Here is a 26,948-nt window from a genome sequence, read left to right as displayed (position 1 = left end):
CGTGCCCGCCCGTCAGTGCGACTCGCGGATCACCTCCAGCGCGTGCGCCAGGTCGTCGGGATAGGGGCTCTCGAACTCGACGTACTCCCCCGTCTCCGGGTGGTCGAAGCCCAGCCGGACCGCGTGCAGCCACTGGCGCTGCAGCCCCAGCCGCCGGGCCAGGACGGGGTCGGCGCCGTAGGTCAGGTCGCCCACGCAGGGGTGCTTCAGCGCGCTCATGTGCACGCGGATCTGGTGGGTCCGCCCGGTCTCCAGGTGCACCTCGAGCAGCGAGGCGAAGCGGTGCGCCTCCAGCGTCTCGTAGTGGGTCACGCTCGGGCGACCGTCGGAGCGCACGGCGAACCGGTGGTCGTACTTCGGGTTCCGGCCGATCGGAGCGTCGATCGTCCCCTCGAGCGGGTCCGGATGCCCCTGCACCAGCGCGTGGTAGGTCTTGTCGACCGTGCGGTTGCGGAAGGCGTCCTTGAGCACGGAGTACGCCCGCTCGGACTTGGCGATCACCATCAGCCCCGAGGTGCCCACGTCGAGCCGCTGGACGATGCCCTGCCGCTCGGGCGCCCCGCTGGTGGCGATCTGGAAGCCGGCGCCGGCCAGGTGACCCACCACCGTCTGACCGGACCAGCCGGGCGAGGGGTGGACGGCCACGCCCACCGGCTTGTCGACCACGACCATCGCGTCGTCGTCGTGGACGATCGAGATCCCCTCGACGATCTCGGGGACCACCTCGAGGCGGTTCTCCACGCGCGGCAGGGAGACGTCGAGCATCGCGCCGACCTCCACGCGGTCGCTCTTCGCGACCGGGCTGCCGTCCACCTGCACCCGCCCCTGACTGATCAGGTCGGCCGAGCGGCTGCGGGACAGGCCGAACATCCGGGCCATCGCGGCATCCACCCGCTCCCCGGCCAGACCCTCGGGGACGAGGACCACCCGCTGGTCACCGTCGCTCACGCGGGCTCCTCCTCCCTCTTCTCCGCTCGGCTCCCGTCGATCTCGACGCCCCGGAACACCGCGATCACCACCATCATGCCCCCGGTGTTGATGAACACGTCGGCGAGGTTGAAGACCGGCCAGTTGGGCAGCATCAGCATGTCGATCACATGGCCGCGCATCGGGCTCGGGTCGCGGAAGAGCCGGTCGGTCAGGTTCCCGGAGATCCCGGCGAGCAGGAAGCCCAGGGCGACCGCCCACCACAGGCTCCCGAGCTTGCGGCTCCACCACAGGATGAAGAGCACCGCGGCGATCGCCAGCATGCTCAAGAACACCGTCGCCTCGGTGCCGAGGCTGAAGGCCGCGCCGGGGTTGCGCACCAGGGTCAGCGTGAGCAGGTCGCCGATCAGGGGTACGTCGGGCTGTCCGTCCAGTCGTTGCAGCGCCAGGTTCTTGGTGACCAGGTCGAGCGTCCAGCCGGCCAGGGCGAGACCGGCGAAGGTCGCCAGCAGCCTGCGCCGTGGGGCCGGCGCGACCGGCTCGGGGGGCGTCGTCGTCAGCGTCGTTCCTCTCGCTGCTTGCAGGTGACGCACAGCGAGGCGCGCGGGAAGGCCATCAGGCGGCCCTTGCCGATCGGGTTGCCGCAGGACTCGCACACGCCGTACGTGCCGTTGTCGATCCGGCCCAGCGCCCGCTCGATCTGGGCGAGCATCTCGCGCTCGTTGTTGAGCACCACGAGCTCCTGGTCCCGCTCGAAGCTGGACGTGCCGAGGTCGGCCTGGTCATGGCCCGCACCGTCACCCGAGTCGCGCATCAGGCCGGCCAGCTCCTCCTCGTGCGCGCTGAGCAGACCGGTGATCCGGTCCCGATGCTGCTGCAGGTCGCCGACGACCTCGGTGAGCTCGGCCTTGGTCCACTTCTCCTCGTCGGCGCGCACCGGCAGGGCCGAGGCCGGTGCCTTGCGTCCGGCCTTCTTCGCGGTGCTGGCCTTCTTGGCGGGTGCCGCAGCCTTGGTGGGCGCGGACTTCTTCGCAGGTGCCGACTTCTTAGCGGTGCTGGTCTTCTTAGCGGTGCTGGTCTTCTTGGCGGTGCTGGTCTTCTTCGCCGGGGCCGACTTCTTCGCGCTGCCCGTCTTCACTGCGGCCGCCTTGGTCGGAGCGGCCTTCTTGGCGGTCGACGACTTCTTGGCCGCAGCCTTGGTCGGAGCTGCCTTCTTCGCGGAGCCGGCCTTCTTCGCGGAGCCGGCCTTCTTCGCGGGGGCGGCCTTCTTGGCGGTCGACGACTTCTTGGCCGCAGCCTTGGTCGGAGCTGCCTTCTTCGCGCTGCTCGTCTTCTTCGCCGGTGCGGACTTCTTCGCGCTGCTCGTCTTCGCGGCGGCCGCCTTGGTCGGAGCGGCCTTCTTGGCGGTCGACGACTTCTTCGCCGCAGCCTTCGCGGGGGCGGCCTTGGAGGGCGGTGCCTGCTTCGCCGTACTCGCCTTCTTCGTGCTGCCGGAGGCGCCGGAGCCCGACCCGCGAGCGATCACCTTGCGCGCGGCCTTCGCCGCGGAGCCTGCCAGGGATTTCCGGGTGCTGCGTGCCATTGAGGCCCCCTCACCGAAGGAAAAGACCCATGGCGAGCGCCACAGGTTGCCGGGGAGGGTAACGAATCGCGCTACCGGGCTCAAACCCGACACCCGGTCCCCACCCTGCGGGGTGGAGCCCCGGAGCGGTCGGGCGACAGCTTGTCGAGAGTTCGGTCATCTTCCCTCCTGCCATGCCGCTCAACAAGCTGACCGAACTGTGCGTGACATGGGGCGCCGCGGCCGGGGAGCCGGGCCGGACGTACGACGACGCCCCCGGGCGGACCCGAGGGCGTCGCGTGCGGTCGGTCAGTCGTCGCCGAGGATCGACTTGAGCCGCTTGGGCGCAGGGTTGTCGCCGACCGCAGGGGCATCGGCGGCCGTGCCGCCGTCCGACGTACCGTCCAGCGCCTCCAGCTGCTCGGTGAAGTAGGCCTTGAGTCGGGAGCGGTACTCCCGCTCGAAGGCACGCAGGTTCTCCACGTCGCCGGCCAGGGTGTCCCGCTCGCGCTCGAGGTCGCCGAAGAGCTGGCGACGCCGGTCGGCGGTCTCGGAGTCGAGCATCTGCGAGCGGCCCCGGGCGTCGGCCTCGAGCTTGTCGGCGTTCTGCTTGGACTCCGACTCCAGGCGCTCGGCCTTGGTCCGGGCCTCGCCGATGATCTTGTCGGCCTCGTCCTTGGCGCCCTCGACCAGCTCGTCGGCGTTGCGGGTGGCGATCTCCAGCAGCCGGGCGGCGGCGTTGGATGCCTGCGGGACGGTCTCGACGCGCAGCGTCTCGGTGCCGGCGACGGCGACCGGGGCTGCGGCGGCAGCCGGGGCAGCGCTCTCGGCGGGGGCCTCGGTCGCGGTGTCGGACGGGGTCTCCACGACCTCGGTCTCGGACTCCTCGACCTCCGTCACCGTGGCGGGGCGCTCGCCGGTCTGAGCGGCTTCGACCTTGGCTCGGAGCTCCTCGTTCTCCCGGGTCAAGCGGGACAACTCGGCCTCGACCTCGTCGAGGAACTGGTCGACCTCGCCCATGTCGTAGCCCTCACGAAGGCGGACGGGAGTGAATCGCTTGTTGCTCACGTCCTCAGGCGTCAGCGGCATGACCTCACCCAATTCTGGTAGTCGCGGGTTGGACGGGAATCGTCGCGGGGAAGGATAACCCCCGCGCTCGTCCTGGGTCAGATCGACGCCGAAACCCGTCCTCACGGGTGGGCCGGGACTCAGCTCTGGTTGAAGAAGCCGCCCTCGGCGATCCGCTGCTTGTCCTCGGCCGCGACGCTGACGTTCGGCGGTGAGAGCAGGAACACCTTGTTGGTCACCCGCTCGATCGAGCCGCGGGTGGCGAAGACCAGGCCGGCGGCGAAGTCCACGAGCCGCTTGGCGTCGTTGTCGTCCATGTCGGAGAGGTTCATGATCACCGGCGTGCCGTCGCGGTACTGCTCGCCGATGGTCCGGGCCTCGTTGTAGGTGCGGGGCTGCAGCGTGGTGATGCGGGACAACTCGGCGACGACTTCCTGGGCGGGGGCGGAACGGGGGCGGCGCTCGGAGATGTCGGAGACGGAGGCGGCGGGGCGCGGACGCCGCTCCGGCACTCGGTCCTGTGCGCCGGCCTCGTGACCGTCGGCCTGGTCGTCGTAGTCGTCGTACCGACCGGTGTCCTCGACGAGGCCGAGGTACTCGCCGATCCTGCGCATCGCGCCGCTCATGGCTTCGTCCTCCGAACGTTCTGGGAGTACGGCAGATCCGTCCGTACGGCTGCGACCCTACTGGATGGGGGGCCGCTCCCCGAGGACCGCACTCCCGACACGCACGTGTGTCGCTCCCGCGGCGATCGCCTGCTCCAGGTCGCCGCTCATGCCCGCGGAGAGCACGTCCGCGTCCGGGTGGTCGGCCCGGAAGCCGGCGCGGATCTCCGCCAGTCGCTCGAAGGCGGCGGCCGGGTCCTCGCCGAGCGGCGCCACCGCCATCAGCCCGCGCAGCCGCAGCGCACCGGCCTCCTCGACCGCGGCCGCCAGGTCCGACAGCTGGGCGGGGTCGGCACCGGCCCGTCCCTCGCGGTCGGGCGGGTCGAGGCTGACCTGGAGGAGGACGTCGACCTCGTGGCCGCGCTCGTGCGCGCCGCGCTGCAGGCCCGTGACCAGCTTGACCCGGTCGACGGACTCCACGACGTCGGAGTACGACGCGACGGCGGCCGCCTTGTTGCTCTGCAGGCCGCCGATGAAGTGCCAGCGCAGCGGCAGCTCGGCGCACTCGGCCGCCTTGGCCTGCGCCTCCTGGTGCCGGTTCTCCCCGACGTCGGTGACCCCCAGGTCGGCCAGGATCTTGACGTCGGAGGCGGGGAAGAACTTGGTCACCACGACCAGCCCCACCTCCTCGGGGTCCCGGCCGGCGTCGGCACACGCCGCGGCGATCCGCGACCGCACCCGCTCCAGGCCGTCGGCGATCTCCTGCTCACGGCTCATGGCAGCCACACCACCCCGGCCGCCCGACCGGCGTCGGCGCCGTCGCGGCGATAGGAGTGCAGCCGCTCGTCCTCGACCGTGCAGCCCTCGACCACCTGGGCCGGAACCCCGGCCGCCGCGAGCTGGCGCTGCACTCCCCCGGTCACGTCGACCGACGGAGTGCCCCAGGTGGTCTCCGCCCCGGCGCCCGGGACCGCGGCGTCCACCTCGGCCCGCAGCTCCTCGGGCACCTCGTAGCACCCTGCGCACACCGACGGCCCGACCCAGGCGGCCAGGTCGTCCCCGGCGCCCAGGGTGCGCATCCGGTCCACGGTCGCGGTCACGACGTCCAGGACGGTTCCCGGCCGGCCGGAGTGGACGGCGGCGACCACGCCGGCCTCGGGGGCGACGAGCAGCACGGGGACGCAGTCCGCGACCCGCGTGACCAGACCGACCCCGCGACCGGTCGCGATGAGCGCGTCCGCACGCGGAGGCGCGCCCCCCTGCTCGCCGACCACGACCACGTCGCGACCGTGCACCTGCTCGGCCACGGCCAGGCGCACTCCGCAGGCCGCCTCGAGTCGGCCCAGCTCCGCGTCGAAGCCGGGCCGCTCCAGGTGCAGGTCCAGCGTCCGGTCGGTGAAGCCGAGCTCGACCGGACCGGCGGAGCCCACCAGGGTCTCGCGATGGAAGAACACAGCCGTCGGCGCGCTCGTCACTTCAAGAAGTCGGGCACGTCCAGGTCGTCGTCATCGTCGAACTGGACCGGCCGCGGCTGTCGCGACGGGGGCTGCTGCTGGCCCTGGCCCGGTCTGGTCGGCTCGGCGGGGCCGGACTGGCTCCCCGACTGACCCTGGCCGGCACCGGACTCGGCGGGGGTGGACGGGGTGCGACCGGACTGGCCGCCGCCGGCCGCGCCCGCGGCGCCCGCACCGGCGGGCGTGCCGGCGATGTTCTCCTGGCGCCGCTGCTCGATCCGCTGCTGCACCGCGGCCCGGGTCTCCTCCTGCGACTGCTGCGGCTGCTGCTGCGGGCGCCGGCCGAGGACCGTGCCCTCGTCGCGCGGCTTGGGCATGCCGCCGTCGAAGCCGGCCGCGATGACGGTCACCCGAACCTCGTCGCCGAGGGCGTCGTCGATGGTCGCCCCGAAGATGATGTTGGCCTCCTCGTGCGCGGCGGAGGCGACCAGGGCGGCGGCCTCGTTGATCTCGAACAGGCCGAGGTCGGAGCCGCCGGCGATGGAGAGCAGGACGCCGTGGGCGCCGTCGATCGAGGCCTCGAGCAGCGGGCTGCTGACGGCCATCTCCGCGGCGACCACCGAGCGGTCCTCGCCGCGGGCCGAGCCGATGCCCATGAGCGCGGACCCGGCGTTGGCCATGACCGACTTCACGTCGGCGAAGTCGAGGTTGATCAGGCCCGGGGTGGTGATCAGGTCGGTGATGCCGGAGACACCCTGCAGCAGCACCTGGTCGGCCTGCTTGAAGGCGTCGAGCACCGAGACGTTGCGGTCGCTGATCGACAGCAGCCGGTCGTTCGGGATGACGATGAGGGTGTCGACCTCCTCGCGCAGCCGGTCGATGCCCTCCTCCGCGGAGGTGGCGCGACGGCGGCCCTCGAAGGCGAAGGGGCGGGTCACCACACCGATGGTCAGCGCGCCGAGCGAGCGGGCGATGCGGGCCACGACGGGAGCCCCGCCGGTGCCGGTGCCGCCGCCCTCGCCGGCGGTCACGAAGACCATGTCGGCGCCCTTGAGCACCTCCTCGATCTCATCGGCGTGGTCGTCGGCGGCCTGCGAGCCGACGTCGGGGTTGGCCCCCGCGCCCAGGCCGCGGGTCAGCTCCCGGCCGATGTCGAGCTTGACGTCGGCGTCGCTCATCAGCAGTGCCTGGGCGTCGGTGTTGATCGCGATGAACTCGACGCCCTTGAGCCCGACCTCGATCATCCGGTTGACGGCGTTGACACCACCCCCACCGATCCCGACGACCTTGATGATGGCCAGGTAGTTCTGCGCTGCTGCCACGACTGATGCGCCTCTCGCTGCTCGGGTGCGGCCTTGTCCGGCCAGGTTGTCAGGTGTGGGGAAGGACGCTGGCCACCAACCCTCACCCTCCACCTGAGGGTGATAGTTATGTCAACCTGACGTCTGGAAGAACAGTAGCCCACCGACCCGGCCGCGAGTCCAGCGCGGCCCCGGCGGGTCGCGGGAGACCGAGCGGGGTCGCCGTACCGAACGTCAGGCGTCCCCGCCCGCGCGGCCATTTCCCAGGTAGTCACGCCGGCTCGTCGCTCTACCCCCTGAATTCACCAGGTACGGCGACGCTACGGCACGACTACCTGGGAAATGGTCGGGCGCCAGCGAGGAGAGAGTGCGCGTACGGCGGACGGCGGGGCTGCCACAGGTCAGCCGCGGGAGGTGGGCAGCCCGGGGACGCTGACGTCGTACTCCTTGGCGGGCTGCTCCTTCAGCAGCGCCTCCAGCACGCGGGCCTTCTCCTCGGACTTCTCAGCACTCCCCCAGGTCACGGTGCGCCCGTCGCGCAGCACCAGGGAGATCTCGTCGACGGTCTCGACCTCGACATGGTCCACCCGCCGGGCCAGCCCGGCCGGCATCGCGGACACCACCCGGGCGGACTCGGTGATCGCCTCGTCGCGGGCGCCGGGCCCGGCCTGGACCAGCGGCAGGTTCCGCGGCTTGGAGGGGTACGCCCGGAACACCACGCCGTCCCCGTCGATGCCGCGGATCTCCCCGGCGATGTCGATCACGGCGACCGGGTCCCGCTCGTCGATGTCGATCCGCACCCGGTCCGGCCAGACCCGGCGTACCTCGACGTCCTCCACGGCCGCCAGCGCCGCCACCCGCGAGCGCACCGCACCGACGTCGAGCCGGACCAGCTGCTCGCCCCGGGGGACGGCGGCGGCCTCGCGGATCTCCTTCGCGGAGAGGTAGCCGGTGCCGGTGACGGTCACGTTCTTGGCGGTCAGGATCGTGGAGAACCACAGCAGCCAGATGCCGAAGCCCGCGACGGCGACCACCAGCAGCAGGCCGAGCACCCACTTCCAGGTCAGCCAGCGCCGCGCCCACTGCCGCCGGGCGAAGCGGCGGCGGGTGCGCCGCGAGGGGTCCTTGCCACGCCACGCCATCACGATTCCCCCCGTTCCTCGAGGAGGTCCACGACGCGGGGGGCGAGCTCGGTGATCGTTCCCGCACCCAGGGTCAGCACGACGTCGCCGGAGCGAGCCAGATCGGCGAGGAGGGAGGGTACGGCGTCGAAGTCGGCCTCGAAGCGGACGTGCTCCGCCCCCAGCGGTACGGCGTCGGCCACCAGGTGGCCGGTCACCTCGGGGTCGGCGTCCTCGCGGGCGAGATAGACGTCCAGCACCACCACCTCGTCGGCGGCGCCCAGCGCCGCGCCCATCTGCTCGCCGAACAGCCGGGTGCGGGAGACCAGATGGGGCTGGAAGGCCGCGACGACCCGGCCGTCGCCGGCGATCCCGCGGGCGGCGCGCAGGTCCCCGGCGATCTCCGCAGGCGCGTGGGCGTAGGAGTCGAAGACCCGGACACCGCCGGCCTCGCCCTTGAGCTCCATCCGGCGGCCGGAGCCCCCGAAGGCGCCCAGACCCTCGGCCAGGCCGTCGAAGGGAAGGCCGAGACGCAGCCCCGTGGCCAGAGCGGCGAGCGCGTCGAGCACGTAGTGCTCCCCCGGGATCTGCAACCGGACCCGGCCCAGCTCCTCCCCGGCGCGCTCGACGGTGAACGAGGACGTGGTGCCCTCGAAGGCCAGATCGGTGGCGCGCAGCTCCGCGTCGCCGCCGGTGCCCACCGCGAGGGTCTCGATCCCCCGCTCGCGGGCGGTCGCGGCCAGCGCGGCGGCGCCGGGGTCGTCGACGCAGCAGACCAGGAAGCCGTCCGGCTCGATCCGGTCGAGGAAGTCCTCGAAGGCCGCGTGGTAGGCCTCGGGGGTCCCCCACACGTCGAGGTGGTCGGCCTCGACGTTGGTCACCACGGCGGCGTGCGGCCGGTAGACCAGGAAGGCCCCGTCGCTCTCGTCCGCCTCCGCGACGAACCACTCACCGCTGCCGGCGTCGGCATTGCGCCCGGTCGCGGCGAGCACCCCGCCGACGGCGTACGTCGGGTCCGCCCCGCAGTGCCGCAGCGCGACGGTGAGCAGGCCCGTGGTGGTGGTCTTGCCGTGGGTGCCGGCCACGGCCAGCACGCTGCTGCCCGCCATCACCGAGGCGAGCCCGGCCGAGCGCGGCCACACGCGGAGCCCGCGCTGCAGCGCGGCGACGTACTCCGGGTTGTCCTCGCGGGCCGCGGTGGTCACGACCACGGTGTCCGCGTCGCCCAGGTGCGCGGCGTCGTAGCCGAGGTGGCAGGTGACGCCCAGCTCGCGCAGCGCGGGGAGGAAGGGGGTGTCGTTGTCGTCGGAGCCGGTCACGGTGATGCCCCGGGCGGCCATGATCCGGGCGATCGCGGACAGGCCGGCGCCGCCGATGCCGACGAAGTGGACGGTCCCCAGCTCGTCGGCGGCGGGGATCTCGTCCGGGACGGGGATCCTCACGAGGCCTGCTCCAGCACCATCCGGGCCAGCACCTCGTCGGCGTCGCGGCGGATCAGCGACGAGGCGGCCGTGCTCATGGCGGCCAGCCGGCCGGCGTCGGTGGCCAGCCCCGGGACGGTCCCGGCGACCCACTGCGAGGTGAGGTCGGCGTCGTCGACCATCAGGCCGCCGCCGGCGTCGACGACGGGCTTGGCGTTCATCGCCTGCTCCCCGTTGCCGATGGGCAGCGGGACGAACACCGCGGGCAGCCCGACGGCCGCGGCCTCGGTGACCGAGCTCGCCCCGCCGCGGCACACGACCAGGTCGGCGGCGGCGTAGGCGAGGTCCATCCGGTCGACGTAGGGCAGCACGACGTAGGGCACGCCCGTGCGCTCGGGGTCCGCCTCGCCCTTGGGACCGACGACGTGCAGGACCTGGACACCTGCGTCGGCGAGCGCGGCGGCCGCACCGGAGACCGCCTGGTTGAGCCGGCGCGCGCCCTGGGAGCCGCCGGTGACCAGCAGCGTCGGCCGGTCCGGGTCCAGCCCGAACCCGGCCCGCGCCTCGGCCCGCAGGGCGCCGCGGTCCAGGGTGGAGATCATCCGGCGGATCGGCAGCCCGACGAACTCGGCCTTCGGCAGCGGGGTGTCGGGGAAGCTGACCGCGACCCGGGCCGCGACCCGGGCGCCCAGCCGGTTCCCCAGCCCGGGCAGGGCGTTCTGCTCGTGCACGACGACCGGCACGCCGCGGCGGCGGGCGGCCAGGTAGGCGGGCACCGAGACGTAGCCGCCGTACCCCACCACCACGTCGGGGCGCACCCGGTCGACGACGGCGAGCGTGTCGCGTACGGCGGCCCGCAGCCGGCCGGGGACGCGCAGCAGGTCCGCCGAGACCGATCGCGGGAGGGGCACCGGCGGGATCAGCTCCAGCGGGTACCCCGCCTCGGGAACGACCCGGGTCTCCAGCCCGCGCGGCGTCCCGAGGCAGGTGACCTCGGTGTCGGGCGCGAGCCGGGTGAGGGCGTCGGCGGTCGCGAGCAGCGGTGAGGTGTGTCCGGCGGTGCCGCCGCCGGCGAGGAGTACGCGCATGACCGGGCCAGCCTAGAGTCCGCGGGGTCGCCGCCCGGTCAGCGCCCCGCCAGCCCGGCGGAGCGGGTGCGCCGGCGCGCGGCCAGGGCACGGGCGGCGGCCGGCTCGCGGCGCGCGGCACCGACGAGCAGGCCCAGGGCGACGAGGGACGGGAGCAGGGCGGACCCGCCGTAGGAGACCAGCGGCAGCGGGATGCCGATCACCGGCAGCAGGGCGAGCACCATGCCGACGTTGATGATCATCTGGCCCAGCAGCCACACCACGATGCCGAAGCACAGGTAGCGCACGAACGGGTCCGCGGTGTGCGTGGCGACCCGGATGGCGGCGAAGGCGATGGTGAGGAAGAGCCCGACGACCAGCAGCGCGCCGACCAGGCCCAGCTCCTCCCCCAGCACGGCGAAGATGAAGTCGGTGTGCGCGGCCTGGCCCAGGCTGTTGCCCCACTTCTGCCGGGAGGCGCCGATGCCCTCGCCGAACCAGCCGCCGCTGGAGAGGGCGAACAGGCCGTGGGCCGGCTGCCAGCCGGAGTCGTTGAAGTCCTTCAGCGGGTCGGTGAACCCCATCAGTCGCTCGCGCCGCTCGCTGCTGGTCGTGGCCAGGAAGAGCGCCGCGCTGCTGATCACCAGCGCGGCAAGCGCGAAGAGCCGGGCGGGCGCGCCCACCGCCCACAGGAGGCCGAGCAGGATGCCGAAGAAGACCAGCGCGGTGCCGAGGTCGCGGCCGATCACCACCAGGCCGGTGGCGAGCACGAACCCCGGGATCACCGGCACCATGATGTGGTGCAGCCGGCCCAGCGCCCGCTCCTTATGCGCGTAGACGTGCGCGGCCCACAGCACCAGCGCCAGCTTGGCGATCTCCGCCGGCTGGATCCGGACCGGCCCCAGGACCAGCCAGTTCTGGTTGCCGTTGACCACGGTGCCGAACTGCCAGGTGAGCAGCAGCAGGACCAGCGCGAACGCGTAGGCCGGGTAGGCCAGCCGGCGGATCCAGGCATAGGGCAGGCGCGAGGCGACCCAGGCGCACGGCAGCCCGAGGATCACCCAGGTCACCTGGCGCAGGACCACGGAGTAGGAGTTCCCGGTGGACTCGTAGGCGAAGACGCTGGAGGAGCTGGCCACCATGATCAGCCCGATCACCAGCAGCATCGAGGACGCCACCAGCAGCATGTAGTAGTTGGCCAGCGGCCGGTTCAGCGCCTCGCGCAGCAGGTCCAGCCAGCCGAGCGGACCCGGTCGGCGTGCCGGCGACCCGGACGACGTGGACCGCGCGGCGGGAGCGGAGGGCCGCGGCGGTGCCAGGTCGGTCATGGGCTCCGTTCCTCCCGGGTGGTCCGGCTCAGTCCTCGTGCTGCGTCCTGCGGAGTACGGCGGCCGCGAACGCGTCCCCGCGGGCGCCGTAGTCGGTGAACATGTCCATGGACGCACAGCCCGGCGCCAGGAGCACCGTGTCGCCCGGCTGGGCGAGCTCGGCGGCCGCGGCGACGACCAGGTCCATGGGCTCACCAGTCTCGCCCGCGCCGGTGTCGATGACCCGGACATCGGGGGCGTGTCGCGCAAGAGCCTCGGCGATCACATGCCGGTCCTGACCCAGCAGGACCACCCCGCGCAGCCGGCCGGCGACCTGCTGCACGAGGTCGTCGAAGTGGGCGCCCTTGGCCAGCCCGCCGGCCACCCACACCACCGGGTCGTAGCCCTGGAGCGAGGAGGCGGCGGCATGCGGGTTGGTGGCCTTGGAGTCGTCGACCCAGGTGACGCCGTCGACCGTGGCGACCTCGGCGATCCGGTGGCCGTCGGGTCGGAAGGAGCGCAGCCCGTCGCGGACCGCCTGCTGGGAGACCCCGTGGGCCCGGGCCAGGGCGGCCGCGGCCAGCGCGTTGGCGACGAAGTGCGGCGCCGGGGAGGCCAGGTCGTCCACGGTGCACAGCTCGGCGGCGGTGGTGTAGCGCTCGGCGAGGAAGGCGCGGTCGGCCAGGATGTCCTCGACCAGACCGAGCTGCCCGACCGCCGGCATGCCCAGGGTGAACCCCACGGCCCGGGCGCCCTCGACCACCTCGGCGTCGCGGACCAGTTGCTCGGTCGCGGGGTCGGCGACGTTGTAGACGCAGGCCCTGCTGACGTCGTGGTAGATGCGTCCCTTGTCGGCGGCGTAGTCCGCGGGGTCGCCGTACCAGTCCAGGTGGTCCTCGGCGATGTTGAGCACGACCGCGGACTCGCAGGCGAAGCTGGAGGCGTAGTGCAGCTGGAAGCTGGAGAGCTCCACGGCGAAGACGTCGTAGGGCTCGGGGTCCATGACGGCCTCGACGATCGGCCGGCCGACGTTGCCGACCGCGGCACTGCGCAGGCCGGCCGCGCGCAGGATCGAGTCGAGCATCTGGACCGTGGTGGTCTTGCCGTTCGTGCCGGTGACGCCCAGCCACGGAGCCGCGTTGTCCGGGTCGCGAAGCCGCCAGGCCAGCTCGACCTCGCCCCACACGGGCACGCCGCGCTCGGCCGCCTGCTGCAGCAGCGGGTGGTCGGGCCGCCAGCCCGGTGAGACGACCAGCAGGTCGGCCGGCTCCGGGAGGGTCGAGGTCGCGCCGGGCTCGAGCCGGATCCGCGCCCCGAGGCTCTCCAACAGCTGCGCCTTCTCCTCCTTCTCCGGGGTGGCCCGGTCGTCCAGCGCCGTCACGTCGGCGCCGAGGAAGAGCAGGTTGTCGGCGGCGGCGAAGCCGGAGACGCCGAAGCCGGCGACCACCGCGCGGACGTCGGACCAGTCGCTGCGCCGGCCCAGGGTCTCGACGTCGACGCCGCTCACGTCGCGGCTCCCACGACCCAGTCGGCGTAGAAGATGCCCAGGCCCACCGCCACGCAGAGCCCGGTGATGATCCAGAAGCGGATGACCACGGTCACCTGCTCCCAGCCCAGCATCTCGAAGTGGTGGTGGATCGGCGTCATCCGGAAGACCCGTTTGCCGGTGCCGGTCAGCTTCCGGGTGATCTTGAAGAAGCTCACCTGGATCATCACCGACATGGTGACCATCACGAACAGGCCGCCGAGGATCACCAGCAGCAGCTCGGTGCGGGTGAGGATCGCCAGGCCGGCCAGTGCGCCGCCGAGCGCCAGCGACCCGGTGTCGCCCATGAAGATCTGCGCGGGCGAGGCGTTCCACCACAGGAAGCCGAAGCACGCCCCCGTGATGGCGGCGGCGACCACGGCCAGGTCGAGCGGATCTCGTACGTCGTAGCACTTGGGGCCGCCGGTGTTCACGCAGGCCTGGTTGTTCTGCCAGATGTTCACCAGCATGTAGGCACCGAAGACCATGGTCGAGGCCCCCGCGGCGAGCCCGTCGAGCCCGTCGGTGAGGTTCACCGCGTTCGAGGTGCCGGAGACGATCAGCCAGATCAGGATGACCGCGAGCACGGTCGGCAGCGCCGGCAGCCATTGGATGTCACGGAGGAAGGAGATGGAGTGCGAGGCGGGCCGGCGGCCGTTCTCGTCCTCCAGCCACGGCGAGAGCGCGAGCATCCCGAAGGTGATCGCCACGGCGGTCTGCCCGACCATCTTTGCGCCGCTGCGCAGGCCGAGGCTGCGTTGGCGGACGATCTTGATGAAGTCGTCGAGGAAGCCCACCAGGCCGCAGCCGACGAAGAGGAAGAGCAGCAGCAGGGCGGAGGCCGAGGGGTGCTTCAGGGAGAACAGCTTGGCCGCGGAGTAGCCGATCACCGTGGCCAGGATGATCACCAGCCCGCCCATGGTGGGCGTCCCCCGCTTGACGTGGTGGGTGGTGGGCCCGTCGTCGCGGACCTCCTGGCCGTAGCCGCGCCGCGACAGCGTCGTGATGGCGACCCGGGTGCCGAGCAGGGACACGAGCAACGCGATGGCTCCTGCGATGAGGATCGCCTTCATCGCCCTGGGTCCTCCTGGGTCTCGGAACGTACGGACGGCACACGGCCGCGGCCAGCCGGCCCATTGTTGCCTACCGGGGCCGCCGGAGCGGCGCCCCCACCCCTCACCGGCGCGGCGCCTCGGGATCGTCGCCGGAGCCCGCGAGCCGGTCCCCCAGCCAGCGCAGCCCGGAGTCGCGACTGGACTTGAGCAGGACCACGTCGCCCGGCTCCAGCAGCTCCTCGAGGAGCGGGTGGGCGGCGTCGATGTCGGTCACCCAGCGGCTCCTGCCGCCGCCGGCGTCGTCGTACCCCGCCACGATGTCGCGGGCCAGCTCGCCCACCCCCACCAGCAGGTCGACGCCCTCGTCGGCGGCCGCGGCGCCCACCTCACGGTGCTGCTCGGCCTCGGTCTCCCCCAGCTCGAGCATGCCGCCGAGTACGGCGACGCGGCGACCGTCGGCGCGCATCGCGGCGAGGGCCGCCAGCGCGGCCCGCACGGAGTCGGGGTTGGCGTTGTAGGCGTCGTTGACCACGGTGACCCCGTCGGGCCGGTCGGTCACCTCCATCCGCCAGCGGCTCACCGGGCCGGCCGCGGCGAGCGCCTCGACCACCTGCGGCAGCGGGAGGCCGAGCTCGAGCGCCACGGCGATCACCGACAGCGAGTTGCCGACCTGGTGGCGGCCGGGCTGGGCCAGCCGCACCTCCGCCTCGACGCCCTCGCCGCGCAGGGAGTACGACGCCCGCCCGCGCTCGTCGAGCCGGACGTCGACGGCGCGCAGGTCCGCCTCCTCGTGCTCGCCGACGAAGAGCACCCGGGCGTCCAGCCCGTCGGCCATCGCGGTGACGAGCGGGTCGTCGCGGTTGAGGACCGCGAGGCCGGTCGGGGCCAGGGCACGCGGCAGCTCGGACTTGGCGCGGGCGATGTTCTCCACCGAGCCGAACTCGCCGACGTGGGCGTGCCCGACGTTGAGCACCACCGCCACCTGCGGCGGCGCGATCGCGGTGAGGTAGTCCAGGTGCCCGATCCCGCGGGCGCCCATCTCCACCACCAGGAAGCGGGTCTCCCCCGTGACCCGGCACACGGTGAGCGGCACGCCGATCTCGCCGTTGAAGGAGTTCACCGGCGCCACGGTGGGCGCGGCCGTGGCCAGCACGGTGGCCAGCAGGTCCTTGACCGTCGTCTTGCCCGACGAGCCGGTGACGCCGACCACCGCGAGGTCGTCGGCGTGGTCGATCACGGTCCGGGCCACGCGGCCGAAGGCGGCCTGCACGTCCTCGGAGACCAGGGTGGGCACGCCCTCGAAGGGACGCTCGCCGAGCACCGCCACAGCGCCGGCAGCGACCGCCGCGGGGGCGAAGTCGTGACCGTCGGCATGCTCGCCGCGCCGGGCCACGAACAGGCCGCCCGGCCCCACCTCGCGGGAGTCGGTGGAGACCACCCCGTCGACCACGGTCGTCTCGGCGCCGGCGGGGCCGACCAGGTCCGCCCCGGTCGCGTCGCGCAGCTGGGCCAGGGTCAGCGGGATCACGACGTACTCCCTCCGCGGCCCTCCAGGGCCGTCAGCTCCTCTGCCACCACGACCCGGTCGTCGAAGGGGTGCACCACGCCGTCGACCTCCTGACCGGTCTCGTGGCCCTTGCCGGCCACCAGCACGATGTCGCCGGCACGTGCGCGAGCGAGCGCCGCGCGGATCGCCTCCCGCCGGCCGCCCACCTCCAGGACCTCGGCCGCGCCGCCCTCGGCCCCGGCGAGCAGCTCGCGTCGGATCGCGGCGGGCTCCTCCGAGCGCGGGTTGTCGTCGGTCACGACCACGACGTCGGCGAGCTCGGCGGCGATCCGTCCCATCAGCGGGCGCTTGCCCGGGTCGCGCTCGCCGCCGGCGCCGATCACCACGATCAGCGCCCCCTCGGTCAGCGGGCGCAGGGTGGACAGCGCCGCGCGCACCGCATCCGGCTTGTGGGCGTAGTCGACGACCACCTCGAAGTCCTGCCCGGCGTCCACCCGCTCCAACCGACCGGGCACGCCTCCCCCGGCGGCCATCGCCGCGGCCACCGCCTCGGCGTCCAGGCCGGCCTCGCCGCAGGCGGCGATCGCCGCGAGCGCGTTGGCGACGTTGAAGTCCCCCGCCAGCGGGACCCCGCTCGGGAGTCGACGCCCCTCCGGGGTGACGACGGTGAAGGTCGACCCGGCGGCGGTCAGCGTCACGTCCTCGACCCGCCAGTCGGCGTCGGTCCCGGTCGCGGAGAAGGTCCGCAGCGGGATCGTCGCCTCGCCCATCAGCCGCCGGCCGTGCTCGTCGTCGGCGTTGACCAGGCCGAGCCGCGCCCGCCGGGGGGTGAACAGCGAGGCCTTGGCCTGGAAGTAGTCCTCCTCGTCGGCGTGGAAGTCCAGGTGGTCGCGCCCCAGGTTGGTGAAGACCGCGACGTCGAAGACGACCCCGTCCACCCGGCCCATCACCAGCGCGTGGCTGGACACCTCCATGGCGCAGGCGCGCACGCCCTCCTCGACCATCCGGGCGAACAGGCCGTGCAGGTCCGGCGCCTCCGGGGTGGTGAGCTGGGTGCGCACCTCCCGGCCGCGGATCCTCGTCCCGACCGTGCCGACCACCGCCGCGGGCACCCCGGCGGCCTCCAGCGCGCCCTCGGCGAGCCGGGTGGTGGTGGTCTTGCCCTGGGTGCCGGTCACGCCGATCATGCGCAGCCGGGCCGCGGGCTCGGCGTAGACGCGCGCGGCCAGCCCGCCCAGGGCCGCCCGCGGGTGGGGTACGACGAGCGCGGGGACGTCGGTCCCGAGGCGGCTCGCGCCGTCGGCGTCGGTGAGGACCGCGACCGCCCCGGAGGAGAGCGCGTCGTCGGCATAGGCGATGCCGTGGGCCCGGGCCCCGGGCAGGGCGGCGTAGAGGTCCCCGGGGCGCACCCGCTGGGAGCTGAGCGTGACGCCGGTGACCCGGGTGGCGCCGTCGCCGGCGAGCGTCACGTCGTCGCCCTGCTCGCGCAGGAGGGCGGCCAGCTGCTCCACCGTGGCGCCGGCCGGGTCGGCGGGGCGCTCCGGTGGCGTGGCGTCGGGCTCGGTCACGCGGCGAGGCTAGCGGTCACGGGGAGTCCACTCCACGGGCAGGTCCGGGGGCTTCGTGCCGGTCGGCTCGACCCCGTAGCGACGCAGCGCGAAGCCCATCACCTTGCTGAAGATCGGGCCGGCCAGCGAGCCGCCGCCGCCCTCGACCTCGGGCGCGTGCAGGACGACGTAGACGGTGAACCGGGGCTCGTCGGCGGGCGCGAACCCGGCGAAGGACATCGAGTAGGTGCCGTCGTAGGTCCCGGACTCGCCGACCCGCTGCGAGGTTCCGGTCTTGCCGGCCACCCGGTATCCCGGCACGGCCGCGCCGGGCGCGACGCCGTCCTCGGGGTCGATGACCTTCTCCATCATCTGCGCGGTCTGCTCGGCGGCCCGCTCGCTGACCACCTGGCGGGTGGTCGTCGTGTCGGTGCCTACCTGCCGACCGGAGTCGGTGGTGGCGCTGCCCTTGATCAGGCTGGGGCTGACGTACTTCCCGCCGTTGGCGATGGTGTTGATCGCCGCGGTCATCTGCACCGCGCTGGTCGACATCGACTGGCCGAACGCCATCCGGTCCTTGATCTGGGGCGTCTGCTCCACGCCGGAGGGGATGATGCCCGCGGTCTCGCCCCGCACGCCCAGGCCGGACTTCTCGCCGAGGCCGAACGCGCGGAGGTAGTCGTTGAGCTGGGGGCCCGACAGCGCGTCCGCGGCCAGCACCGTGCCGATGTTGGAGGACTGCGCCAGGACGCCGGTGGCGGTGAGCCGGATCATGCCGTGCTCGAACCAGTCCTTGATCGGGCTGTCCTGCCGGTCGAGCCGGCCGGGCACCTTGAAGCGGGTCTCGGGGGTGACCTTGCCGGCGTCCAGCAGCGAGGCGAAGGTGAGCGCCTTCTCCACCGAGCCGGGCTCGTAGGACTCGGAGACGGCGCGGGAGCCGAGGTCGTCCTCGTCGGACTCCAGCGGCTTGGTCGCGTCGTACGTCGGGTAGTCGGCCATCGCGAGCAGCTCGCCGGTGCGGGTGTCCATCACCAGCGCGGCCCCGGAGAGCGAGCGGGTGTCCTCCACCGACTGCCGCAGCACCCGCTGGACGTACCACTGCAGGTCCTGGTCGACGGTCAGGCTCAGGTCCTTGCCGTCGACCGGGTCCACCGTGGTCGAGTCGCCCAGCGGGATCCGGTTGCCGGCGCCGACCTGGTACTGCTCCGAGCCGTCCTTGCCGGAGAGCCGCTTGTTGAACTGCAGCTCCATCCCGGCCAGGGGGCGGGTGCCGGAGCGGGGGTCGGGGGTGCCGAGGAAGCCCACGATGTTCGCCGCGACGTCCTTGGCGGGGTAGGTCCGGGCGGGGTCCCAGCGGGTGTCGAGCCCGAGCCAGCCCTTGTCCTCGGCGCGGTTCACGACCTTGGTCGCGATGGTGGCGGGCACCCGGCGGGCGATGTACTGGAACCGGGTGTCGGTGCGCTGCAGCCGGCTCAGGAGGTCGAAGTAGTCCAGCTGGAGCTCCTTGGCCAGGAAGGTCGCGAGCTCGGCGGCGTTGGCCTTGGTCTTGGACGGGTCCGCGACCACCATGAGGGCGTCCTGGGAGGACGCGAGCGGCAGGCCGTTGCGGTCCAGGATCTCCCCGCGGCGGGCCGGGAGCGTGAGCTTGACCGCACCCTCGGCGGCCGCCATGTCGGCGTACGCGCGCGAGTCCAGGGCCTGCAGCTGGAAGAGCCGGGCGCCGAAGATCGAGAGCACGAAGGCGATGACCAGGAACCCGATCCGCATCCTCAGCAACGGCGAGCCGCGCCGGAGGCGGCGACTGGTGCGGGGGCGGCGCGGGCGCGGGTTCGGCACGGTGGCTCCGGGGTCGAGGGCGGTGGCGGACGGTGCGGACGAGGCCGGTGGGACGTCTTGTTTCTACCCGTTCGGTCAGTCGTTCCCGCGCTGGCTCGCCGGGCCCCGGTCAGCGCGTTGCGACTTCTCCGACGCCCGGTCCAGCGAGGAGCCCTCCGCCACGACCGGAGCCGGGTCCAGCACCTTGGGCCGTACGGCGGGACGCGGGGCCAGCCGCAGCGGCAGGGTGCCGTCGGCCGGGGTCGCCTTGCCGCGGATGGAGCCGTCGGGCTGGATGTATCCCGCGTTGCCCGGCACCACCATGCCGAGGTCCTGCGCGGCCCGCGCGACCCGCTGCGGGTCGCGCATCTGCTCCAGCTCCATCTCCAGGGTCTGCTGCCGCTCGTTGAGCGCGGTCGCCTGCTCGTCCAGGGCGGTGGCCGCGAACGAGGCCTGCTGCATCGAGGTGTTGAACATCAGCAGTCCCACCACACCGCCGACGAGCAGCAGCGTGACCAGCGCGACGAAGGGCATCCGCGGGGCGCGGGCGCGACGCAGCGGCACCACCCGCAGCCGCGCCTTGGCGAGCGCGGGGGCGCTGGGGCGGAGGGCTCGGCGGACCTGGACGGCGGGACTGCTCATCGGGCGGCTCCTGTGGTGGTGCGGACGGGACGGACACGTTCGAGGGCGCGCAGCCGGACCGAGGCGGCGCGGGGGTTCGCGGCGATCTCCGCGTCGTCGGCGCGCTCGGCGCCGCGGGTGATCACCCGGCAGGTGGGCTGGCGGTCCTCGGGGACCACCGGCAGGTCGGGGGGTACGTCGCTGCTGCTCGCCTCGGCGAAGGCCTGCTTCACCAGGCGGTCCTCCAGGGAGTGGTAGGACTCCACGACGACCCGTCCGCCGACGGAGATGGCGTCGATCGCCGCCGGCAGCGCGCGGCGCAGCACGGCCAGCTCGTCGTTGACCTCCATCCGCAGCGCCTGGAAGGTGCGCTTGGCGGGGTGGCCGCCGGTGCGCCGGGCCGGCGCGGGGATGGTGTCGTAGAGCAGGGCGACCAGCCGCGCGGAGGTGCTGAACGGCTCACGCTCCCGCTCGCGGACGATCGCCTGGGCGATCCGCCGGGCGAAGCGCTCCTCGCCGTAGGTCGAGAGCACCCGGGTCAGGTCGCCCACGGAGTAGTCGTTGAGCACGTCGGCGGCGGTGGGGCCGGTGCTGCCGTCCATCCGCATGTCCAAGGGCGCGTCGACGGCGTAGGCGAAGCCGCGCTCGGGGACGTCGAGCTGCATGGAGGAGACACCGAGGTCGAAGAGCACGCCGCGGACCGACGCCAGGCCGAGCTCGTCGAGCACGGCCGGGATCTCGTCGTACACCGCGTGCACCGCGGTGAACCGGTCGCCGAAGCCGGCCAGCCGCTCCCCCGCGCGTCGCAGCGCCTCGGGGTCCCGGTCGATGCCGACCACGCGGGCCAGCTCGCAGCGGGCGAGCACCGCCTCGCTGTGCCCGCCCAGACCGAGGGTGGCGTCGACCAGGACGGCACCCTCCTCGTCGAGGGCGGGCGCGAGAAGCGCGACGACCCGGTCCAGCAGGACCGGGACGTGGCGGGCGTCGACCATGGATCCGGCCGCCTACCGTGCCAGCAGGGTGAGCAGGAGGAGCCCGCCGGCCAGGAGGCCGGACGCGCCCGCGGAGAAGGCCATCACCGCGAGGGACTCGCGGGCCTGGTGGCGGACCCGTCGGACCGGCCGGATCGTGCCGGTGGCGGATACGGGTGTGGTGCTCATGGACTCGACCCCATGTCTTCCAAGCTCGTCGGTGCGGGCGGTGGTGCGATGTGGTGGAGGACGTCCGGTCAGGTCCCTGCCCGCTCGCCGAGCGGTGGGAAGGGTCCTCTGGAACCGGGGAAGGTGTCCCAGATGACCGACGCTCGTGAGCGGGCACGAGACCTGGTCGGACGTCCGGCTGTTCAGTTCGGTGGAGCTGCTGCGGCTCAGATGCCGGGGAAGATCTCCTCGCTGAGGTCGGAGAAGGCCTCCTCCTGCTCGGTGAGGTACTCCTGCCACTTCGTCGGGTCCCAGATCTCGATCTGGTTGACCGAGCCGATGACCACGACGTCCTTGGTGAGGCCGGCGTACTCCCTCAGCAGCGGCGCGATGGTGATCCGCCCCTGCTTGTCCGGCTTCTCCTGGAAGGCCCCGGAGCCGAACATCCGGGCGTAGCCGCGGATGGCCTTGTTGGTGAACGAGGCCTGGCGCAGGCGCTCGGCCTGCTCCTCGAACGTGGACAGGGAGTAGATCGCCAGGCAGCGCTCCTGCCCACGCGTGACCATCAACCCCTCCTCCAGCTCGTCGCGGAACTTCGCCGGGAGGAAGAGGCGGCCCTTCTCGTCCAGCTTCGGGGTGTAGGTGCCGGTGAACATCGGGCACCTCCCACCGTCTGGACCAGAGAACCTCCTCGTCCTCCACTTCCCACCACTTTACCCCACTTCCCTCCACCGTCAACCACAATCCGGGCGATTCCCCACCGCGCTCCCCCGTCGCCGAGACCGGCCCGCAACCAAACCGTGATCGGCAGGCAGGGGTCCGGTTCAGGGCCGCGCGGTACCGTTTCGGACGTCCTGGGTGACCGGGGCCACAGCGAGGGCGGCGAGAGGACGGGGTGTGGAGACGCACGACGCGCAGGCGGCGGACCTGGGGACCCTGGAGCGGATCACCGGACGCATCCGGGAGAACGTGGAGCGCGTCATCGAGGGCAAGCCCGACGTCGTCTCCTCGGCGATCATCGTGCTCCTGGCCGAGGGCCACCTGCTGATCGAGGACGTCCCCGGCGTCGGCAAGACCATGCTCAGCAAGGCGCTGGCCCGCAGCATCGACTCCACGGTCCGGCGCATCCAGTTCACGCCCGACCTGCTGCCCTCGGACGTCACCGGGGTGTCGATCTTCAACCAGGACACCCGGACCTTCGAGTTCCGCCCCGGCGGGGTCTTCGCCAACATCGTCGTCGGCGACGAGATCAACCGCGCCTCCCCCAAGACCCAGTCCGCGCTCCTGGAGTGCATGGAGGAGCGGCAGGTCACCGTGGACACCACGACCTATCCGCTCGAGGCGCCCTTCATGGTCATCGCGACCCAGAACCCGGTCGAGATGGAGGGCACCTACGCCCTCCCCGAGGCGCAGCGCGACCGCTTCATGGCCCGGGTCTCGGTCGGCTACCCCGTGGAGAGCGCCGAGCTGGCGATGCTCGACGGGCACACCGCCCGCAACCCGCTGGACGACCTGGAGCCGGTGGCCGACGCCGCCGAGGTGCGCAAGCTGATCGAGATCGTCAACCAGGTCTACGTCTCACCCGCGGTCCAGCAGTACGTCGTCGCGCTGGCGCGCGCCACGCGCGACTCCCTGGAGCTGACCCTCGGCGCCTCGCCGCGCGCCTCCCTGCACCTGGCCCGCGCCGCCAAGGCCCGGGCTGCGATGCACGGCCGCGACTACGTCATCCCCGACGACGTCGCCGCCCTCACCGGTCCGGTCCTCGCGCACCGGCTGGTGCCCTCAGTGGAGGCCGCCATGGGCGGACGCGACGCGGAGCGGATCCTGGAGTCCATCGTCGCCGGCGTCCCGGCCCCGGCCGCGCACCACGGCTGAGGCGCACGTGCGCGAGTCACTGTCCGCGCTGACGCTGCGGGGGCGCGCCTTCGTGGCGGCCGGGGTGGCCGCGGTGGTGTGCGCGGTGCTGATGGACCAGCCCGCGCTCGGGCGGGTCGGCGTCCTCGTGCTCGTGCTGCCCTTCGTGTCGGCGTACCTCATCGGGCGGGCGAAGTACCGCCTCTCCCTGGTCCGCTCCGTCTCGCCACAGGTGGTGCCCGCCGGGCAGCCGGCGCAGGTGCGGCTGACGCTCACCAACGAGGGCCGCACCCCCTCGGGGATGCTCATGCTGGAGGACCAGATCCCCTACGTGCTGGGCACCCGGCCCCGGTTCCTGCTCGACGGGATCCGGCACGGATGGCGCCGCGAGCTGGACTACCAGGTGCGCTCGGACCTGCGCGGCCGCTATCAGATCGGCCCGATGACGGTGCGGGTCAGCGACCCCTTCGGCATGGTCGAGCTGGGGCACGCCTTCCACGCGGTCACCCAGCTCACCGTGACCCCGCGGATCGTCCCGCTCGCGCCGATCGCCCTCGCCGGGGCGTGGAGCGGCTCCGGCGACAACCGGCCGCGGGCCTTCGCCACCGGCAGCGCCGAGGACGTGACCGTGCGGGAGTACCGCCGCGGCGACGACCTGCGCCGGGTGCACTGGCGCAGCTCGGCGCGCGTCGGCGAGCTGATGGTGCGGCGCGAGGAGCAGCCCTGGCAGAGCCGGGCCACGGTCTTCCTCGACGAGCGGGCGGTGGCCCACCGGGGCCGCGGCCTGGGGTCGTCGCTGGAGACGGCGGTCCACGTGGCCGCGTCGGTGATCAGCCACCTCGAGGGGCGGGGGTACGCCGTACGCCTGGTCACCGCCGCCGGCGGCGAGGAGGCCGTCGCCTGGCACACCCGCGGGCGGGCCGCCGACGCGACCGAGCTGCTCGAGGCGCTCGCCGTGGTCCACCCCTCCGACCAGCCGCGGATGGCCACCGGGTGGCTCGGCGACCACGGGGGCGGCGACCTGGTCGTGGCCGTCCTCGGTCACCTCGACGAGCGCGACCTGGCGATCCTCGCCCGGATGCGCGGCCGCTCCAGCGCCGGCATCGCGATCGCCCTCGACACCGCGACCTGGGCGACGGCGCGCAGCGGCGACCCCAGCTCCGCCACCGCGCTGGGCCAGCAGGGGTGGCGCACCACCGTGCTCGCCTCCGGCGAGCGCTTCGACCGGGCCTGGGAGCGGCTGAGCGCCGTCCCCTCCGAGGGTGCCGGGAGGGTCTCGTGACCATCCGTCGCCGACTCGACATCGAGCTCCCCCTCACCGTGGTCGCGGCCCTGACCTCGACCGCCGTGCTCCTGTCCTGGCTGCCGCTGACCCAGGGCACCGACCCGTGGGTGATGCAGGTGCTGCTCGGCATGCTGGGCGTGGGCGTGCTTGGTGCCCTGCTGCGCCGCGCCGGGCTGCCCACCTGGCTGTCCTTCCTCCTCCAGCTGGTCCTCGCGATCGGCTGGACGAGCTATGCCCTCACCGGCAGCCCGCTGCCGATCGGCGGCACCTTCGTCGAGCTGGCGCGCGGCGTGTCCGCGGCCCTGGAGGCGGCGCGCACCTTCGTGGCGCCGGTGCCGGCCTCGGCCGCGCCGCTGGACCCGGTCCTGCTGCCGGCCGGCATGGGGATCGCGCTGCTGGTGGACTGGCTGGCCGTGGGACTGCGCCGGGTCTCGCTCGCCGGCCTGGCGCTGCTCGCGGCCTACATGGTGCCCGTCGGCGTCCTGGTGAACGACGCGGTGAGCTGGTGGAGCTTCGCCCTGGCGGCCGCCGGCTTCCTCGCGCTCCTGCACCTGCAGGCCTGCGACCAGCTCACCCGCTGGGGTCGCCGGCTCGGGACACCCGGCTCGTCCTCCCGGCTCCTGCTGTCCGGGCCGTTCCGCACCACCATGCTGGCCGCGGGCGCAGCGTCCATCGCGCTGGCCCTGCTGCTCCCCACCCTGACCCCCCGGTTGGAGCTGTCGTGGTTCGGCGGCCGGGGCGACGGCGAGGGCGACATCACCGTCTCCAACCCGATGGTGGGGATGAAGCGCGACCTCGAGCGCGGGGTCGACGTACCCCTCGTCTACCTGACCACCGACGACCCGTCCCCCACCTACCTGCGGATGAGCGTCCTGACCCGCTTCACCGAGGAGGAGTGGAGTCCCGGGGAGCGCAGCATCCCGCCCGACCAGGACGGGACGGGCGCGCTGCCGCCGCTGCCGGGGGTCGGGCCCTCGGTCTCCCGCACCGAGTACGACTGGACGCTGCGGGCCGCCGACCGGCTGGAGTCGACCTGGCTGCCCCTGCCGGAGAACGTCGCCCGGGTCGACGCACCCGGTCCGTGGCGATGGGACGAGGTCACCCGCGACTTCACCTCCACCGAGGGCGAGGACTTCACCACCGCCGGCCGTGAGTGGACCGCGACCGGCACCGACCTGGAGTACGACACCCGGGCGCTCAACCGGGCCGGCTCCGCGGTCACCCAGGTGCCCAGCGAGTACCTCGACCTGCCCGACGAGTTCCCCGCCGAGGTGCGCGACCTGACCCGCGAGGTCACCGCGGAGGGAACCACCAAGTTCGAGCGGGCGGTGATCCTGCAGCGCTGGTTCCGCGAGGACGGTGGCTTCGAGTACACCACCGCCGTCCCGAGCGGCAGCGGCACCGGTGACCTGGTCTCCTTCCTCACCCAGGGCCCCGAGGGGCGACGCGGGTACTGCGAGCAGTTCGCCTCCTCGATGGCGGCGATGGCCCGGGCGCTGAACATCCCCTCGCGGGTGGCCGTCGGGTTCCTCGAGCCGACCAACGTCGGCCCGCGGCAGTGGGTCTACTCCGCCCACGACATGCACGCCTGGCCGGAGCTGTACTTCGAGGGGTCCGGCTGGGTGCGGTTCGAGCCCACCCCCGCCCGCCGCGGCACCGGCGCTCCGTCCTACACCCGGATCCCGTTCGACCGGCCCGCCCCGGACGCCAGCGCCAGCGCGTCGGCCGAGGCATCCTCCGACACCGCGTCCCCGGGGGCGGCTCCCTCGCAGCCGCCGCGCGGACTCGACCAGGGCCAGGGGGCCGCCGAGCCGGAGCGCAGCACCGCCGGAGTCTGGGTGCGCCGGGCCCTCCTCGCCGGCGGCGCACTCGCCCTCCTGGTGCTGGCCGGCCTCGCCCCCCGCCTCCTGCGTCGTCGGCGCAGCGCCGCGCGAGCCGGCGCCGGTGACGCCGAGTCGGCCTGGTCGGAGCTGCGCGACACCGCCGTGGACCTGCGCCTGCCCTGGCCCGAGGGCACCACGCCGCGCGCCACGACGGTGCTGATGTCCGAGCACTTCGGCGACGGCAGCGGGGATGAGGAGCGGCCCCGGCATGCCGCGGCGCTGGCTCCGCACGCCGTCGAGGCGCTGCAGCGGATCGCGCGGGCGGTGGAGCGCAGCCGCTATGCCCGGCCGGGCACGGACCCGGGCCCGGTCTCCTGGAACGACGTGGTCACCTGCCGGGACGCGTGGTTCTCCGGCGCTCCCCCGCGTGCCCGCCGCCGGGCCGAGTGGTGGCCGCGGTCGGTGTTCGTCCGCGAGCAGCAGGCCCGGCCGCCCTCCTCCCGCGTCTCCGGGGGCTCGGGCGCGGTGGACCGGGTCGGCTGACGTCTCCCGGCCGGCGTCGGCTCAGAGGCCGTCGTCGCGGCGGTCGAACGGGTTACGGAACCCGTTGCCCGGCTCCCCGTGGGCGGGGTGGTCCGGGGACGGCTCGGCCTGGGCCTGAGCACCTCGGCGCAGCGCACCCAGGGCGACCGTGGCCGCGGCCAGCATCACCACGAAGCCGATGATGCCGACGATCGTCTGGCGCATCACGGCACCGGTCATCAGCACGGCGACGCCGGCGACGAAGACGACACCGGCGAGGATCGCGCGCTGGCGGGCGGACCGGCGCAGGGTGGTGCCGCGCAGGGTGGAGGCGAACTTGGGGTCCTCCTCGACCAGCGCTCGCTCCATCTGCTGGAGCATCCGGAGCTCTTCCTCCGACAGCGCCATGTCGTCCCCCTCTCT

The 26,948-nt window shown here is 73.4% G+C and carries 25 protein-coding genes; 3 read left to right on the top strand and 22 right to left on the bottom strand.

The genetic code is table 11. The features are described from left to right. Positions 1–12: 12 nt before the first annotated feature. From K8W59_RS05890 to mraZ, 21 genes are all read right to left on the bottom strand, one after another. Entirely contained in the window at positions 13–948 is a 936-nt protein-coding gene (locus tag K8W59_RS05890) for an RluA family pseudouridine synthase (protein WP_223397919.1), read from the bottom strand. Then, positions 945–1,520, bottom strand: a complete 576-nt coding sequence (gene lspA, locus K8W59_RS05885; RefSeq protein WP_223397918.1) for a signal peptidase II — start codon at positions 1,518–1,520, stop codon at positions 945–947. Before lspA ends, K8W59_RS05890 begins: the two co-directional genes overlap by 4 nt. After that, positions 1,484–2,509 (bottom strand): TraR/DksA family transcriptional regulator, encoded by a 1,026-nt coding sequence (locus tag K8W59_RS20275; RefSeq protein WP_317846314.1) that lies wholly within the window; start codon positions 2,507–2,509, stop codon positions 1,484–1,486. Before K8W59_RS20275 ends, lspA begins: the two co-directional genes overlap by 37 nt. Positions 2,510–2,797: 288 nt before the next feature. Beyond that, on the bottom strand, positions 2,798–3,577 hold the full coding sequence (locus tag K8W59_RS20145) for a DivIVA domain-containing protein (RefSeq protein WP_263283291.1): 780 nt from the start codon (positions 3,575–3,577) through the stop codon (positions 2,798–2,800). Positions 3,578–3,696: 119 nt separating this feature from the next. Further along, positions 3,697–4,182 carry a cell division protein SepF gene (locus K8W59_RS05870; RefSeq protein WP_223397917.1) on the bottom strand — a complete coding sequence of 162 codons (486 nt, stop codon included), beginning with the start codon at positions 4,180–4,182 and terminating at the stop codon, positions 3,697–3,699. A 57-nt stretch (positions 4,183–4,239) separates the two neighbouring features. Next, entirely contained in the window at positions 4,240–4,938 is a 699-nt protein-coding gene (locus K8W59_RS05865) for a YggS family pyridoxal phosphate-dependent enzyme (protein WP_223397916.1), read from the bottom strand. Further along, positions 4,935–5,636, bottom strand: coding sequence for a polyphenol oxidase family protein (locus tag K8W59_RS05860; RefSeq protein ID WP_223397915.1), 702 nt, complete (start codon positions 5,634–5,636; stop codon positions 4,935–4,937). Before K8W59_RS05860 ends, K8W59_RS05865 begins: the two co-directional genes overlap by 4 nt. Beyond that, positions 5,633–6,937, bottom strand: coding sequence for a cell division protein FtsZ (gene ftsZ, locus K8W59_RS05855; RefSeq protein ID WP_223397914.1), 1,305 nt, complete (start codon positions 6,935–6,937; stop codon positions 5,633–5,635). Before ftsZ ends, K8W59_RS05860 begins: the two co-directional genes overlap by 4 nt. Positions 6,938–7,317: 380 nt before the next feature. Then, positions 7,318–8,058, bottom strand: a complete 741-nt coding sequence (locus tag K8W59_RS05850; protein ID WP_223399744.1) for a cell division protein FtsQ/DivIB — start codon at positions 8,056–8,058, stop codon at positions 7,318–7,320. Continuing rightward, complete coding sequence (gene murC, locus K8W59_RS05845; RefSeq protein WP_223397913.1) at positions 8,058–9,479, bottom strand: UDP-N-acetylmuramate--L-alanine ligase; 1,422 nt, start codon at positions 9,477–9,479, stop codon at positions 8,058–8,060. Before murC ends, K8W59_RS05850 begins: the two co-directional genes overlap by 1 nt. Continuing rightward, on the bottom strand, positions 9,476–10,546 hold the full coding sequence (murG, locus tag K8W59_RS05840) for an undecaprenyldiphospho-muramoylpentapeptide beta-N-acetylglucosaminyltransferase (protein WP_223397911.1): 1,071 nt from the start codon (positions 10,544–10,546) through the stop codon (positions 9,476–9,478). Before murG ends, murC begins: the two co-directional genes overlap by 4 nt. 38 nt (positions 10,547–10,584) lie before the next feature. After that, the gene (ftsW, locus tag K8W59_RS05835; RefSeq protein WP_223397910.1) at positions 10,585–11,853 is read right to left on the bottom strand and encodes a putative lipid II flippase FtsW; all 1,269 of its coding nucleotides are present in this window, start codon (positions 11,851–11,853) and stop codon (positions 10,585–10,587) included. Positions 11,854–11,881: 28 nt separating this feature from the next. Beyond that, on the bottom strand, positions 11,882–13,360 hold the full coding sequence (murD, locus tag K8W59_RS05830) for a UDP-N-acetylmuramoyl-L-alanine--D-glutamate ligase (RefSeq protein ID WP_397195975.1): 1,479 nt from the start codon (positions 13,358–13,360) through the stop codon (positions 11,882–11,884). Then, positions 13,336–14,430, bottom strand: a complete 1,095-nt coding sequence (gene mraY / locus K8W59_RS05825) for a phospho-N-acetylmuramoyl-pentapeptide-transferase (RefSeq protein WP_223397907.1) — start codon at positions 14,428–14,430, stop codon at positions 13,336–13,338. The genes murD and mraY overlap by 25 nt, the downstream gene beginning before the upstream one ends. A gap of 103 nt (positions 14,431–14,533) precedes the next feature. Beyond that, entirely contained in the window at positions 14,534–15,940 is a 1,407-nt protein-coding gene (locus tag K8W59_RS05820) for a UDP-N-acetylmuramoyl-tripeptide--D-alanyl-D-alanine ligase (RefSeq protein ID WP_223397906.1), read from the bottom strand. Beyond that, positions 15,937–17,487 carry a UDP-N-acetylmuramoyl-L-alanyl-D-glutamate--2,6-diaminopimelate ligase gene (locus K8W59_RS05815; RefSeq protein WP_449866985.1) on the bottom strand — a complete coding sequence of 517 codons (1,551 nt, stop codon included), beginning with the start codon at positions 17,485–17,487 and terminating at the stop codon, positions 15,937–15,939. The genes K8W59_RS05820 and K8W59_RS05815 overlap by 4 nt, the downstream gene beginning before the upstream one ends. 9 nt (positions 17,488–17,496) lie before the next feature. Beyond that, positions 17,497–19,302, bottom strand: a complete 1,806-nt coding sequence (locus K8W59_RS05810) for a peptidoglycan D,D-transpeptidase FtsI family protein (protein WP_223397905.1) — start codon at positions 19,300–19,302, stop codon at positions 17,497–17,499. Between the two features lie 75 nt (positions 19,303–19,377). Next, the gene (locus tag K8W59_RS05805; protein WP_223397904.1) at positions 19,378–19,923 is read right to left on the bottom strand and encodes a hypothetical protein; all 546 of its coding nucleotides are present in this window, start codon (positions 19,921–19,923) and stop codon (positions 19,378–19,380) included. Next, on the bottom strand, positions 19,920–20,894 hold the full coding sequence (rsmH, locus tag K8W59_RS05800; protein ID WP_223397903.1) for a 16S rRNA (cytosine(1402)-N(4))-methyltransferase RsmH: 975 nt from the start codon (positions 20,892–20,894) through the stop codon (positions 19,920–19,922). The genes K8W59_RS05805 and rsmH overlap by 4 nt, the downstream gene beginning before the upstream one ends. A gap of 12 nt (positions 20,895–20,906) precedes the next feature. Then, positions 20,907–21,062: a hypothetical protein gene (locus tag K8W59_RS05795; RefSeq protein WP_223397902.1), complete on the bottom strand. Its 156-nt coding sequence runs from the start codon at positions 21,060–21,062 to the stop codon at positions 20,907–20,909. 206 nt (positions 21,063–21,268) lie between these two features. Then, a complete protein-coding gene (gene mraZ / locus K8W59_RS05790) occupies positions 21,269–21,697 on the bottom strand; it encodes a division/cell wall cluster transcriptional repressor MraZ (RefSeq protein ID WP_223397900.1) in 429 nt (142 codons plus the stop codon). Between the two features lie 241 nt (positions 21,698–21,938). On the opposite strand from mraZ, the gene K8W59_RS05785 reads away from it, so the two are divergent. The 3 genes from K8W59_RS05785 to K8W59_RS05775 are packed head-to-tail and all read left to right on the top strand — an operon-like array spanning position 21,939 to position 26,546. Further along, positions 21,939–22,916: an AAA family ATPase gene (locus K8W59_RS05785; protein WP_223397898.1), complete on the top strand. Its 978-nt coding sequence runs from the start codon at positions 21,939–21,941 to the stop codon at positions 22,914–22,916. A 7-nt stretch (positions 22,917–22,923) separates the two neighbouring features. Next, positions 22,924–24,177 carry a DUF58 domain-containing protein gene (locus tag K8W59_RS05780; RefSeq protein WP_223397895.1) on the top strand — a complete coding sequence of 418 codons (1,254 nt, stop codon included), beginning with the start codon at positions 22,924–22,926 and terminating at the stop codon, positions 24,175–24,177. After that, entirely contained in the window at positions 24,174–26,546 is a 2,373-nt protein-coding gene (locus tag K8W59_RS05775; RefSeq protein ID WP_223397892.1) for a transglutaminase family protein, read from the top strand. Before K8W59_RS05780 ends, K8W59_RS05775 begins: the two co-directional genes overlap by 4 nt. A gap of 21 nt (positions 26,547–26,567) precedes the next feature. On the opposite strand, the gene K8W59_RS05770 is transcribed toward K8W59_RS05775, so the two are convergent. Beyond that, positions 26,568–26,933 carry a DUF3040 domain-containing protein gene (locus tag K8W59_RS05770; protein WP_223397891.1) on the bottom strand — a complete coding sequence of 122 codons (366 nt, stop codon included), beginning with the start codon at positions 26,931–26,933 and terminating at the stop codon, positions 26,568–26,570. Between the last annotated feature and the right edge of the window lie 15 nt (positions 26,934–26,948).

This window comes from Nocardioides rotundus (assembly GCF_019931675.1).
In the GTDB taxonomy this organism is placed as follows: domain Bacteria; phylum Actinomycetota; class Actinomycetes; order Propionibacteriales; family Nocardioidaceae; genus Nocardioides; species Nocardioides rotundus.
Note: the sequence above shows the minus strand (reverse complement) of the source record. Positions and strands in the feature narration are given on the sequence as shown.